The sequence below is a fragment of the Bacteroidota bacterium genome, assembly GCA_018266755.1.
In the GTDB taxonomy this organism is placed as follows: domain Bacteria; phylum Bacteroidota; class Ignavibacteria; order Palsa-1295; family Palsa-1295; genus JAFDZW01.
The window spans coordinates 857,571-870,696 of the sequence record JAFDZW010000005.1; the positions used below are offsets into that span (position 1 = coordinate 857,571).

The 13,126-nt window shown below is 55.0% G+C and carries 10 protein-coding genes; 4 read left to right on the forward strand and 6 right to left on the reverse strand.

Translation table 11 applies throughout. The annotated features are described in order from the left end of the window. Window positions 1-20: 20 nt before the first annotated feature. From gatA to alaS, 5 genes are all read right to left on the reverse strand, one after another. A complete protein-coding gene (gene gatA / locus JSS75_08390) occupies window positions 21-1,355 on the reverse strand; it encodes an Asp-tRNA(Asn)/Glu-tRNA(Gln) amidotransferase subunit GatA (GenBank protein MBS1903705.1) in 1,335 nt (444 codons plus the stop codon). Then, the gene (locus JSS75_08395) at window positions 1,352-1,840 is read right to left on the reverse strand and encodes an NUDIX pyrophosphatase (protein ID MBS1903706.1); all 489 of its coding nucleotides are present in this window, start codon (window positions 1,838-1,840) and stop codon (window positions 1,352-1,354) included. The genes gatA and JSS75_08395 overlap by 4 nt, the downstream gene beginning before the upstream one ends. A 24-nt stretch (window positions 1,841-1,864) precedes the next feature. Further along, complete coding sequence (locus JSS75_08400) at window positions 1,865-2,239, reverse strand: VOC family protein (GenBank protein MBS1903707.1); 375 nt, start codon at window positions 2,237-2,239, stop codon at window positions 1,865-1,867. Window positions 2,240-2,309: 70 nt separating this feature from the next. Then, the gene (dacB, locus tag JSS75_08405) at window positions 2,310-4,151 is read right to left on the reverse strand and encodes a D-alanyl-D-alanine carboxypeptidase/D-alanyl-D-alanine-endopeptidase (protein MBS1903708.1); all 1,842 of its coding nucleotides are present in this window, start codon (window positions 4,149-4,151) and stop codon (window positions 2,310-2,312) included. A 12-nt stretch (window positions 4,152-4,163) separates the two neighbouring features. Beyond that, the gene (gene alaS, locus JSS75_08410; protein MBS1903709.1) at window positions 4,164-6,737 is read right to left on the reverse strand and encodes an alanine--tRNA ligase; all 2,574 of its coding nucleotides are present in this window, start codon (window positions 6,735-6,737) and stop codon (window positions 4,164-4,166) included. Window positions 6,738-7,218: 481 nt separating this feature from the next. On the opposite strand from alaS, the gene JSS75_08415 reads away from it, so the two are divergent. Next, a complete protein-coding gene (locus tag JSS75_08415) occupies window positions 7,219-8,667 on the forward strand; it encodes a hypothetical protein (protein ID MBS1903710.1) in 1,449 nt (482 codons plus the stop codon). A gap of 3 nt (window positions 8,668-8,670) precedes the next feature. After that, window positions 8,671-10,263 (forward strand): hypothetical protein, encoded by a 1,593-nt coding sequence (locus tag JSS75_08420; GenBank protein MBS1903711.1) that lies wholly within the window; start codon window positions 8,671-8,673, stop codon window positions 10,261-10,263. Window positions 10,264-10,477: 214 nt separating this feature from the next. Here JSS75_08420 and JSS75_08425 read toward each other — a convergent pair whose 3' ends face one another. Continuing rightward, window positions 10,478-10,816: an ATP-dependent Clp protease adaptor ClpS gene (locus JSS75_08425; GenBank protein ID MBS1903712.1), complete on the reverse strand. Its 339-nt coding sequence runs from the start codon at window positions 10,814-10,816 to the stop codon at window positions 10,478-10,480. 196 nt (window positions 10,817-11,012) lie between these two features. On the opposite strand from JSS75_08425, the gene trpS reads away from it, so the two are divergent. Together trpS and JSS75_08435 are read left to right on the forward strand one after the other, a co-directional pair. Then, a complete protein-coding gene (gene trpS, locus JSS75_08430) occupies window positions 11,013-12,068 on the forward strand; it encodes a tryptophan--tRNA ligase (protein MBS1903713.1) in 1,056 nt (351 codons plus the stop codon). A gap of 106 nt (window positions 12,069-12,174) precedes the next feature. Beyond that, the gene (locus JSS75_08435; protein MBS1903714.1) at window positions 12,175-13,119 is read left to right on the forward strand and encodes a hypothetical protein; all 945 of its coding nucleotides are present in this window, start codon (window positions 12,175-12,177) and stop codon (window positions 13,117-13,119) included. Window positions 13,120-13,126: the final 7 nt, after the last annotated feature.

Here is a 13,126-nt window from a genome sequence, read left to right on the forward strand (position 1 = left end):
GAAGATCGCCCTTCGATGACTTATCGCTTCAACTCGGCCAGCACATCCACATGGATCTTGGATGCGAGAGCGAAGAGCGTCGACTCGTCAAAATCCTTCGTGATGAGTTGCGCGCCGATCGGAAGACCGTTGCGGTCGCGTCCAACCGGAATACTCGCGGCAGGACAGCCTGCAATATTCGCACTCACCGTATAAATATCGTTGAGATACATCGACAGCGGATCACTGACTTTATCCCCGAGCTTGAATGCTGTCGTCGGAGTTGTCGGGGTCAGTATCGCATCCACCTCGGTAAATGCCTTCGTGAAATCCTCTTTGACGAGTCGGCGCACCTTCTGCGCACGCTTATAGTATGCATCGTAGTATCCGCTCGAGAGCACATACGTCCCAAGCATGATACGACGCTTTACCTCGCGTCCGAAACCTTCGCTGCGGGAGCCCACATACGTATCGGCAAGCGAGTGTGCACCACTCGTACGATACCCATACCGAATGCCGTCGAACCGCGCGAGATTGCTCGACGCTTCTGCCGTTGTCAAGATGTAGTACACTGCGATCGAGTACTTTGTATGCGGCATCGAGATCGGCACGAGTGTGCATCCTGATGCGACCAGTTTCTGTTTCGTCGCCTCGATCGCGTCGCGAACATCGGGCTCGATGCCCTCGCCGTAATACTCGGCAGGAATGCCGATCCGCAATCCCTTCACCTCGCGGCTGATGGCCTTCGAGTACTCATCGACCGCTACATCCGCACTGGTTGCATCGCGTTCGTCGCGACCCGCCATTACTTCCAGCGCCGTTGCGGCAGACTCCAACGTTCGCGAGAATGTCCCGACAGTATCGAAACTCGAAGCAAAGGCGACAAGCCCATAACGCGAAATGCGGCCATACGTCGGCTTTACGCCGACGGTACCCGTGAAGGCCGCAGGCTGGCGGATAGAGCCGCCCGTATCTGTTCCGAGCGCAACGTCGCACGCACCGATCGCCGCAGCAACGGCGCTGCCACCCGACGATCCGCCAGGAACGCGCGAGATATCCCACGGATTGAGTACCGCTCCGAATGCTGAGTTCTCGTTCGACGAGCCCATCGCGAACTCGTCCATGTTCGTCTTTCCAACGACCGATACTCCCGCATTGACAAGCCGCTCGACACAGGTTGCATGATAGAGACTCGTGAACGGCTCAAGAATCTTCGATGCACAGGTCAGGCGTGCGTCCTTGATCGCGAGCACATCCTTCACGGCGACGCTCATCCCCGTAAGTCTCCCGTTCGAAACAGGCTGGATGGGCGCGTCAAAGACCTGTAGAAAACAGTTGTACGTCTCGTTGAGCGACTTGATCGTTTCAAAATTCATGCGTCGTTGATCTGCGACCTATCGGCCGCGTTATTCGATCGGGTAAACACTTGCGGAAACGGCACGTCCCCTTCCGCATTCAAGATGTACGTATGAACATACGTCGTGCCTTCTTTGTGCGTTGGAAAGATGAGGCGTTCGATTGCCGCATCGAGCGGCAGCCATTCGAATGCCTGATGCTCTTCAGAGAGAATAACGTCGTAGTCCGGGTCGACCAACGCTAGAAATACGGGCACATTCAAAACTTGGTCGCGTTTCACACTATAGAACGACGCGACGTACGGCACGGCCCACATGGTCTCGGGACGAAGCCCAGTCTCCTCGAGCATTTCCCGCAACGCCGCATCGACTGCCGTCTCGCCGGGGTCGATCCCTCCGGTCACGACCTGCCAACAATTCGGGTACACCGGCTCGTCGGCAGAACGATGCAACACCAAGTACTCCGTTCGTCCGCCCAAGCGGCGGGCGATGTGGAGTTGGATCATGATCGGCGAGTGCTGCACGCGGCGTTACCTCAGATACTGGGCGAATTCGACCGGATTGTCATCCGGATCGAACGTCACAATAAACCGACAAAAGCCCGGGGCTTCGTGGATGCCGCCGTCGAATGTCACACCTCGCGCCGAGAGCTCTGCGAGGGCTTGTTCGATGTCATCAACTTCAAAGACGAGATTCATTCCGGCAGTGCGGTCGCCTTTCGGCGGAGCTGCTTCATAGCCACCGAACACAGAAAGACGAAATCCGCCGATGCCGCATGCGAATAAATTTGCTGCCGGAATTTCTTCGAGTAGCGGTAGGCCGATCTTCTCCAGATAAAATTCGCGCGCCCGGGCAACATCGCTCGTGCCAAGCACTGCATGACGACATCCTTTGATCGTGGACATATCCTTGTATTAGAACTGCGGTGAAGACTCTTGTGCTGAGTGCGACTACCGGTTCTTGTGCTGAGTGCGACTACCGGTTCTTGTGCTGCCCGGATGTTTCCGGCGCCATCAACGACGGCGGAGCCGGATCGCTCGGCGTCGGGCCATACTTCGCAATGTAATCGGAATAGCGGAAGCTTGCCAGTTTCTGCACAATCTGGTTCTGGATCCCTTTATACTGTTTCACCCCGCCATGCATGTCCTGCATCGTGATGAAATACGCAGCGAGCTGTCCGTCCTGAGTCGAGACATATCCGGCGAGCGCCGTCACCGCGTTGAGCGTACCGGTTTTGCTTCGTGCATTGAATTGCGCAGGGGTCCCCATCATGCGCGCACGTGTGGTCCCGTCATAGCCAGCGATCGAGAGTGTCGAAACGAAGTCGTTATACATCTGGGGTCTGGTGCGAATGCCGTGCAACAGGTCGATCACCGTCGTGGCCGTCGTATGGTTCTCGTGCGAGAGGCCCGAACCGTCGGCACAATACCCATTGCGGCAGTTTACATTCAGCACGTTCATCCACGAGCTGATGAGCTTGCGGCTGCGTTCCGGTGCACTCGTAGCCGATACATCGGCGATCGACGACAGCTTTCGGAACATCGACTCTGCAAGGTAGTTGTCGCTTCGTTTGTTCGTGACCCGAAGAAGATCGATAAGCGGTGTTTCCTTTGCGGCAAGCGTCTTGTATTCCGTCACACCCCTCGGCGGTTCGCCGCTACGAGCCGTGCCGGTGACACGAATACCATTCTCCTGCAAGCGCCACTTCAACAACCCGGCCATCGCTTGCGGGACGTTGTGGATCGGCACATTGTATGTACGGCATAAGCGAGCGGGGATGAGTCCGCTAATCACAACCGTCTGTACCGGATCGTTCGGGCCTCCGCTCGAGCTTAGATGCAGCGTGTACTGCGAGCGGGTCCGTACTCTGACCTTCTTCCATTTTGCATGACGACCCCGACCGATCTTCACGCGCTTGTAGGAGGTGACAGCCGGCGCACTCGTCGATGCACGATTGACGATGCGAACGTTGACGATCGGAGGATTGACGGAAACGTGTACTCCGGCACCCTTCTTGGCACCGGCACTCACGCGAACGGAGATCACGTTACGATCGATAAAGAAATTCGGCGAGCTCGAGAGAAACCCCGGGGTGCCCTCGTCCTCTTCTTCCTCGCCCAATGCATCGGACGCTGAATCTTTTTCTTCGTCTTTTACGGAGGGGTCGAGCAGTCCGGCAGACGAATCACCGCCACCCGCCAAGTTGGGCGCAGCCTCCATGTGCTCGTCGAAATAATGTTTTGCATCGGGCGTGAGGATATGATCTTCCGACAGATCGCTCACGATATCTCCTTCGATCTGTGTCACGCCTACCGCTTTCAACCTCGTCGCGAGTTCGTCGAAATCGCGGACGGCAAGCGTCGGGTCGCCACTCGGCCGAAGGTAGACGTTGCCGATGACGGATCCGCCTTCGACACGCGCACTTGGCAAGAGTTCGAGCCTGGTGCTGAACTTGTAATCGGAGCCGAGCGCCCACAAGGTTGTCGATGTCGTGAACAGCTTCTGCACGGAAGCAGGCATCACCGGAAGATCGGGGTTGACGGCATACACCGGATGAATGCGATCGTCCGGCTCGAAGAAGACCACCTTGCATGCAGGAGTCATTCGTTTATACTTCGTCGCGGGCAGTATCGACGCAAGCTCCTCGCGCAGACCGTTGAGCGCAACGGCAGTATCGCAGTTACAACCGGTGAAGTTAACATTCAGAGGAGTGTGAATGGAATCGAACAGGACAGGCTGTGCCTTGAGCGACGTTGCTGCCAATAGCAGCGACAATGCAATATATCTCCAGCGGTTCGTTGGCTTCAAACTGGTCACTCCCTGTTGGTATTACGATAGCATTCCTCGAATAATTCCTCCGGCCGCTGCAAGAGCTTCCGATAGCTTCGAAGGATCCTTCCCGCCCGCTTGTGCAAAGTTTGGCCTGCCGCCTCCTTTGCCGCCCACGATTTCGGCGACCGCTCCGACGAGCTTCCCTGCCTGGATCTTTTTCTCTTTGGCGACATCATCGCTGACAAGCGCGACAAGCGACGCCTTGCCGTCGATCTCGGAGCCAAGTACGATTACCGCCCCGCTGCCCATCGACGACTGTACCATCTCTGCAAACGACTTGAATTCTTCCCCATCACTCGAGGCAACGAGCTTCGTCGAAAGACGAATCTTCGTGCCTTCGAGCACAGCGGTCGATCCGACGATCGAGGAGGCTTCGTCCTTGCGCGACGCAAGATTTAGCCGGGCGATCTCCTTCTCGAGCTTTCGTTTCTCTTCTTCGAGTCGTTCACGCTCAGCCGTCAGGTCGGTGATCGTTGCAAGCTTCTCGCTGATATACCGCTCGATGCCCCGGCCGGTAACAGCCTCAATACGTCGGGTTCCGCTGGCAATGCTGCCTTCATGCACAAATTTGAACAGGCCGATCTCAGCTGTGTTCGGAACATGGGTCCCACCGCAAAACTCGCGTGAGAACGGACCGAAGTCAACCACATTCACGTGTGTCCCGTACTTGTCGCCGAAGAACATGAGCGCACCCATCTTCTTTGCATCGTCGAACGGAATGTTGCGATGATGCACGAGCGGGGTCGCCTCACGAATTTTCTCGTTGACGAGCGCTTCGATGTCTCGCAGTTCTTCGTCGCTGACTTTTTGATAATGCGAGAAGTCGAATCGAAGCCGATCCTCCGTCACGAGCGAACCGGCCTGATGGACATGTTCGCCAAGAATAAGGCGCAGCGCGGAGTGAGCCAGATGCGTCGCGGAATGATTGCGCATGATGTCGTAGCGGCGGATCGTATCGACCTCGGCCGTCACAGACGCACCTTCGGTAATAATCGCCTCTTCACGCTCGATCACATGTCCGATAGCCGTACCGCCGGCGAGCTTGCGGACGTCGACGACCTTGTACGGGTCACCGCTGATCATCAGAATTCCGACGTCCGAAATCTGTCCGCCGGACTCCGCATAGAATGGCGTCTTGTCGAGGACGACCAGATCGTCGTGCGCAAAGATAACCTTCGCCTCGGCGGCCATCACATCGTAGCCGAGGAATTCGGACGACACATTGAGCGATTCCGTGCTGGCAATCTCGTGGTGCTTTTTTGCCGCATGCACACGTTTGCTACGCTCCTTCTGCTCGTCGAGCAGCTCGGCGAAACGCTTCATATCGACAGTAAGCGCTCGTTCACCGGCGAGCACCTGTGTCAGATCGATCGGGAAACCGAACGTATCGTAGAGTTTGAACGCATCGTCTCCGGCGATCGTCTTCTTCCCACTGGCGGTAATATCGTCGAACATTGCAAGACCACGGTCGAGCGTTGTATTGAAGCTATCTTCTTCGGCCTTGATCACCTTGAAGACAAGATCTTTTCGCTCGCGAAGTTCTGGGAATGCAACACCCATCACTTGTGCGACGACACCGGACAATTCACAAATGAACGGCTGCGTAAACCCAAGCTTTCTGCCATAGCGGGCAGCGCGTCGAAGAATACGACGCAATACATATCCGCGCCCTTCGTTGCCGGGCAAGGCTCCGTCGGCGATGGCACAGCTGAGCGCTCTGACGTGATCGGCGATCACACGCATCGCAATATCTGTCATCCCTCTATCTTGCAGTTCATCAGAATTATAGGGGATTCCAGATTTCTCCGACATCCACTTGATGTACGGCGAGAACACATCGGTATCGTAATTCGAGTATTTGTTCTGCATCACGGCGCAGACGCGCTCGAAGCCCATGCCCGTATCGACGTGCTTTGCCGGAAGGTCCTCCAGCGATCCGTCGGGTTGACGATTGTGCTGAATGAACACGAGATTCCAAATCTCGACAACGTCCGGCGAGCCGGCATTGACAAGCGGACCGCCGGATTTATCCGGCGTCTTGTCATAGTGAATCTCCGAACACGGTCCGCACGGCCCCGTCTCGCCCATCTCCCAAAAATTATCTTTTGCGCCGAACTTCTGAATATGGGTGGGGTCGATATCGGTTACCTCCGCCCATAATCGAGCCGCTTCATCATCGGTCTCGAAGACCGTTGCGTAGAGGCGGGTTTTATCAAGCCCCCATACTTTCGTCAGGAGCTCCCATGCCCAGGCGATCGCTTCCTTCTTGTAGTAGTCTCCGAAGCTCCAGTTGCCGAGCATCTCGAAGAGCGTGTGATGATAGGTGTCGTGACCGACTTCTTCGAGATCGTTGTGCTTGCCCGAGACACGCAAACATTTCTGCGTATCCGCCGCGCGCGTATAGGGCCGAACTCCCTCGCCGAGGAAGACATCCTTGAACTGGTTCATTCCGGCGTTCGTAAAGAGCAGCGTACGGTCGCCGTGCGGAATGACGGGCGCGCTCGGGACGACGGTATGTCCCTTCGATTTGAAGAAATCCAAAAAGCTCTGTCTGATCTCGCTCGAGGTCATGCGTAGGAAAGGTTTGGTCGCGGTTTATAGATAGGCTATAAAACAAATCCGGCGAATAGGGTTTCTCCCTGCTTCGATTGGTAGTGGCTCTGTTTTGAAATGGGTTCAAAAACTGTCATTCTGAGCAAAGCGAAGAATCCCTCGATGAAACGCAGTCAGGCTCCACCAAAGGGATACTTCGCTTCGCTCAGAATGACAAGTGTACATTGAACCACTACTGTTCGATCGTTGATAGAAATACACCTGCCATCGAAATTCTATTTGTTTTCATAAAAATGCTGTCTTTTGAAAGAAATCGGAACCATCGGACTTAGACTGTCATTGTAGATACCGCATCTTGATCAACGTATTGCCAGCATTATTTGAGTTGGCGGAGTGCCGCCGTGTGAATACACATTGATACATATGGATCGCTTCGGTGCCGATACTTCACCGGTGGTCGATCAACGATAGCTCTTCATTCTATTCATCGCTACAACCTATGAAACGACTGACGCTCTGGAGCATGCTCCTTCTGTGTGCCCTTTCATCCATCCACTGCTCGAAGAAAGCCGAACCGGGCGCGATTGCGACCGATGTCTCGCTGGTACCGATCAAACCGGTGCCGCTTCCCGATCCCGGCATCCCCAATTTCCATTTTCCCGAACCCGAGGCCACGATCGATCAGTGGATCAACTCGAATGACATGCCGAAGGAGTATCTGCATTCGTGGGGTATCTGGACCGCGTTGAATGCAAATTCGGGCCAAAAGTATAACGGCGAGGATCTCCGTGTCTTCGAAACATGGCTGACGCCCGACGACATGGCCGCAGCGATCAACGCAAAACAACAGAAAGCACCGATCGCCCTCGAAGCTGTTCCTCGCAACCGGGGGACGCTCAAAGATCCGAATCAGTCCTTGCATGCCAGACACATGCACAAACTCAAGCTCGGACAGGAAATCCCACAGCCGGTGCAGAACCGCATTCTCGGTTTTGTAAAGTACGACCCAACCGCTGCGCAATTCACGATCGACAATACCCTGCTCGATTCGACCACATTGCAGTCGATGATCAACGCGGGTAAGACCGATATCCCGGATTTCCCAAACACGGCGATCACCACAAAGCCGGTATTTAATATCATTACAAAGAGCACCCTCGACTCGAACGGCGGATACTACAAGCTGCCGGTATGGTCGGGCCCGAACGATACGTCGATTGGTTATCCGTCATCCGCATGGCCCGGAAGTGTCTGGGTCGATCCGAAAAATCAGGGCCAGGGACACGGTGGTGTTGATACCGGACAAGGACGTTCGCCGCAGAATACGTATAATCTCGACGAGTTCGTTCACTTCAAGCTGGATAAGAAATCAGCGTCCTACATTAAGGCCTCGTATGGCATCGATGCGAACGAAGGCGACTATGCGATTCTCGTTGCCATGCATGTGACGTCACGCGAGATCAAGCGATGGACATGGCAGACGTTCTGGTGGGCGCCGAACGCCGATGCGCCGCCGGCTCCGAGCTCGAAAGCAATTGCCGATGCCCGTCCGTCGCAACTCACCGGTGCGCCGCGACATTATGCGATGGCTGTTGCATACACCTTCATCGATCCGAACCAGCCGTATACCAACGGCAACAACATCGGAACATCGATCTATACGTTCAATCCGTATCTCGAAGCAGGCTTCGATACATCCGTCTTTTACGAAAAGGCAATCGTCATGACGAAGGGTAAGCCTATCGTCAACGATGTCGGTGTCCATACGAATTGTATGAGCTGTCATGCGCTGGCGAATTTCAACCCCGGCAATCTCGTCCCGACCGGACCGGGTTATATGGCAGATACATATATCGATATGGATGGCAAGCGATTCAAAGGCGTCCTGAAGCTCGACTTCTTATGGTCGATCCAGGGCAACATTATCGAGGACTCTACGAAAAAATAGCCGATGAAGAAGCTCATCCCGATCCTGACGCTTGCAGCAACGCTGGGCGTCACCTCGTGTTCAAAGAAAGCAATGGAAGGTGACGCCGAGCCCGGCGTCCCTTCCGAGCTTGCAACTCCTGCAGAGTTTGTAAGCACCATTCCCTCCGACATTGATACGTCGCTGCAGAACCAGTATATGGCGAACCACGAGATCGCGAAGTCGCAACGGCTTCACGACCTTTTCTCATGGCGCTCGTTTCTGGCGATCAACTGGCCTGTCGATGCGAAAGGCGATCCGCAGCCGAAACTCACCGATGCCGGCCAGCCGCGCTGGACGGGGTGGTCCGAGGCGTTCAACGTGTTCCGCGATAGCGGCCAGCACCCGTTGCCGTGGGGAGCAAACCGGTTGCCACCGTCGTGGATCGTTAAAGGGTTGCAACGCAAACAACTCAATGCAAGCGCTGATGGAGCGCATAGACGGATTCTTTTCCTCAACAACAAGACTCTGCCTATCCACGGCAAGCAGACGGTTGCGAATGAAGTCGATCAGGCGTTTACCGGACCGATGTTCGATCAGAACGGGAATCTCGTTCGCTACGAAGTCCTGCTCAATAAGCAAGAATACGATTACATCGTGGCGAACGAACTCTATAATTGGGACGGCCAGATTGTGTTCTCATCGAAGCATGACTCTCTGGCCGACTTCCCGTCCGGTATATTCCAGGACAAGGATTCGGTCGGAGCAATCGAAATCAAACTCGCCTGGAAAGTACTCGATCCGAAGAAGGACATCGCATCGCGCTACTTCAGCATGGATGCGTACGTCTATAATCTCGACAGCACTTGGAGCGATGTCAAGGTAGGCCTCGTCGGAATGCACATCAGCCACAAGTGTGCTTCGGGCAAACAGTGGTTATGGTCAACGTTCGAGCAAGTAGATAATGTCGAAGTCAATGAGCTCGCGGCAGAAACCGATTCGTCGAAACTGCCGAAGAAGCCGTCGTTCTACGACCCGAATTGTCCGTCGTGCCCGGTAAACGTCTTCGTCGATTCGACGCAGATCCCCTATACCAATCCGGCCGAGTATATTAAATATTCGATCCCGAAGGATAAATACATCCCAAACGGGGGCGGTGCGTTCATCGCGCAGGCACAACGTGTTATCCCGATCCCGAAGGCATTGCAAGAACTCAACCATCGCATTCAGAAGATGCTTGCAGCGCAGGGATCGGTCTGGCAGTACTACGAACTCATCGGCACGCAGTGGCCGAAGCACCAGTTCGTGCCGCCGGCACCGAACACGTATGCTGCGCTGCCGCGGAGCGTCGACAACAAACCGGGCGGCGATCCCGAACCCGTCTTCCTGACGAACATGACGATGGAAACATATTTCCAACTCGGCAATCAAAGCGCCTCGAATATGATCGAGAATGCAAACGCCCCGGCAAACGTCTCGCAGGAGCGATACGTATTCGGCACCGAAAGCTGTATGGGCTGTCACTCGTCTGCGGGTCTTGCCGTCGGTAAAGATTCCAGCGGCAATCCGATCTTCGCTCCCCAGCTCTCGGCCGATTTCAGTTGGCTGCTCAATACCAAAGCGACCTGGAAGCGATAACAGATCGAACTTCGTTCGATCGCCTCGGATGTTGACGATCGAACCGGTGAAAACGCCCCGGGGCCGATACGGATACCACCGTGTCGGTCCCGGTCTGGTTTTGTACATTAGATAACCTACGTGAGATAGAGTTACGTAGCTTCTTTGTGGCCACATCCTAAACGAAAGAATCCGCCGAAGCGGACTCTCACTCAAACCTCAGTATTGCGAGCGTTTAGCTTAGGATCTGTGTATGCAGTGCGATCTCTTCGAGTACGGAGCTCACGCGCAGACATTCGCCCATATCGCCGTCGAACACTACTGATTTGCCTTTGGTATGGACCTCCCAGGCATGGGCTTCGGCACGGTCGCGGGTGGTGCCGGTGGCTTTGCAGATCTGGCCGATCACCTCGTGGAACGTATGGAAATTATCGTTGAATAGCATGACCTTCAGCGGAAGATCGATCGATACGATGACGTCTTCTTCGCTGTAATCTTGTGTGAGCGATTCGGCCCGCACTACCTCGGTGTGCGGCCAGAACACGGTTGCCAGATCAATTTCGTACTTTCCCATCTCTCTGGATGCTATAACACAGGTTTTGGAAAAAAGTCGCCGGCCATTGGCCGGCGATCAGGGGCCAGTAATTAATAGCCGGTAGAATTCGCATCAAACAATTTCTGGCTACTGAATACTGGCTACTGACTACTAATTCGGAACCCGAACTCGTTATCTGCCATTACAATAAACTCAAGTCGTTAACCAAATAACCATGTCAGAAACTGTAGAGACATCCGTACACGATCGTGCCTATATCCGCGCCGAAGAGCTCGACGCGGTCTATGGCCAGCGCAAACCGCGCATCCTTTCGGGGATGCGCCCGACCGGGAAACTCCATCTCGGCCATTGGGCAGGCGCGCTCGAATCGTGGGTGGCTTTGCAGGATAAGGCGGAGAACTTCCATCTGATCGCCGATTACCACGTGTTGACGACCAACCGCGACACGTCGAAAATCGACGAGTTCACCCGCGACATGACGCTCGACTGGATCGCCTTCGGGATCGATCCAGAGAAGTCTCCGATCTTTCGCCAATCGAAGGTGAAAGAACATGCGGAGCTATTCCTGATTTTCTCGATGCTGATTACCAAGGCGCGCCTCGAGCGCAATCCGGCGGTGAAAGATCAGGCTCGCGATCTCGGTATCGGCGAAGGCATCACGTATGGTCACCTCGGGTACCCCGTACTCCAGGCGGCGGATATCTTATTGTACCGCGGAGAGCTGGTGCCGGTCGGTGAAGACCAGATTCCGCACGTCGAGATCACGCGCGAATTTGCGCGCGATTTCAATTATCTGTACGGCAACGTCTTCCCGGTGCCGAAGGCATACGTCTCGAATTACCCGAGGCTTGCGGGCACCGACGGCAAGCGCATGTCGAAGTCGGTCGGCAATACGATCCTGCTTTCGGACTCGAACGACGAGACATGGCTGAAAATGAAGACGGCCGTAACCGATCCTGCGAAGGTTCGCAAGGGCGATCCCGGCAATCCGGATATCTGCCTGGTGTATTCGTATCACCAGAAATGGAATCCGAACGAGACCTCGGATATCTATGCCGGTTGCACGAGCGGCGCACTCGGTTGCGTCGATTGCAAAAAGCGCATTACCGAGCGGATCAACGAAGAGTTTGCGCCGATGCGCGCAAAACGTTCGGAGCTGGCGAACGAGCCGGAGTATGTACTCCGCGTGCTCGAACGCGGCGAAGAACAAGCCCGCACCCAGGCTGAGATGACAATGAACGATGTACGAACAGCCATGAAACTGGGGTGAGCGAAGTTGAAACGGTGAAGTCGGAAGTCGGAATCACGAACGTTGAATTCCGACTTCTGACATTCTCGTGTTGATTTTGCTTGTGCTTCCGGTTCGAGCAATTGATATGAAACGTTACATACTTAGTGCGGCCGCGATTCTGTGCGTAGTCCTTCCATCCATTCTACGAGCACAGTCGGGCTGGCAGATCCAGCTTCCGCCTTCACTGAAGCATCTGTATTCCGTCGATTTTCTCAATCGCAACGTCGGCTATGCCTGCGGGCAAGCGGCGGTGCTCTATACCAGCGATGGTGGCACCACATGGGCCGAACAGACGATCCCTACGAAATACAAACTCTATTCGATTTGTGCGATCGACGCAAACTATGCGATGGTCGCCGGACGCGATGGCACGATCCTTCGTACCACCGATGGCGGACAGAATTGGTCACAGCAATTGTGCGAGGACACGAAAGTGATGCCGCTCAAAAGCACGGCGTTCGTCGATTCGCTCACCGGCTGGATGGTCGGGTGGTACGGAACGATCATTCATACGGCAAGCGGCGGAAACAAATGGACGAAGCAGGTTTCGCCAACGAATGTCTTTCTCAATAAGATTGCGGCAGTCAACAAGAGTACGGCGGTTGCGGTTGGCGAGTACGGCGTCATCATTCGCACAACCAACGAAGGCAAGACGTGGCAGACGCTCATGAGCGGCACGCGCGATTCTCTCTATGGAGTTTGCGTGGTCAAACAACACCCGAACAAACTCTTTGCGGTCGGCGATCGCGGCACGATCGTACGTTCGAATGACGGCGGAGCAACTTGGGATTGCGTCATGAGCCCAACGCAGAAGGGTTTACTCGATATTACGTTTGCGGACGAACAGCATGGCATCGCCGTCGGCGCTGACGGCACAATCATCCATACCGACGACGGTGGCACAACATGGACCCAGGAGCACTGCCCGGTTCAAACACACCTCAACAGCGTTTGCATGGTCGATGCCTACCATGCCACGATCGTGGGCGTCAATGGCACGATCCTTCACACCACAACCGGCGGCAAGTAGACTGCCC

Bases quoted from the DNA above. Each gene is read 5' to 3' on its own strand.
- gatA (MBS1903705.1), bottom strand. From the start codon at position 1,355: ATGAATTTTGAAACGATCAAGTCGCTCAACGAGACGTACAACTGTTTT.
- JSS75_08395 (MBS1903706.1), bottom strand. From the start codon at position 1,840: ATGATCCAACTCCACATCGCCCGCCGCTTGGGCGGACGAACGGAGTAC.
- JSS75_08400 (MBS1903707.1), bottom strand. From the start codon at position 2,239: ATGTCCACGATCAAAGGATGTCGTCATGCAGTGCTTGGCACGAGCGAT.
- alaS (MBS1903709.1), bottom strand. From the start codon at position 6,737: ATGACCTCGAGCGAGATCAGACAGAGCTTTTTGGATTTCTTCAAATCG.
- JSS75_08415 (MBS1903710.1), top strand. From the start codon at position 7,219: ATGAAACGACTGACGCTCTGGAGCATGCTCCTTCTGTGTGCCCTTTCA.
- JSS75_08420 (MBS1903711.1), top strand. From the start codon at position 8,671: ATGAAGAAGCTCATCCCGATCCTGACGCTTGCAGCAACGCTGGGCGTC.
- JSS75_08425 (MBS1903712.1), bottom strand. From the start codon at position 10,816: ATGGGAAAGTACGAAATTGATCTGGCAACCGTGTTCTGGCCGCACACC.
- trpS (MBS1903713.1), top strand. From the start codon at position 11,013: ATGTCAGAAACTGTAGAGACATCCGTACACGATCGTGCCTATATCCGC.
- JSS75_08435 (MBS1903714.1), top strand. From the start codon at position 12,175: ATGAAACGTTACATACTTAGTGCGGCCGCGATTCTGTGCGTAGTCCTT.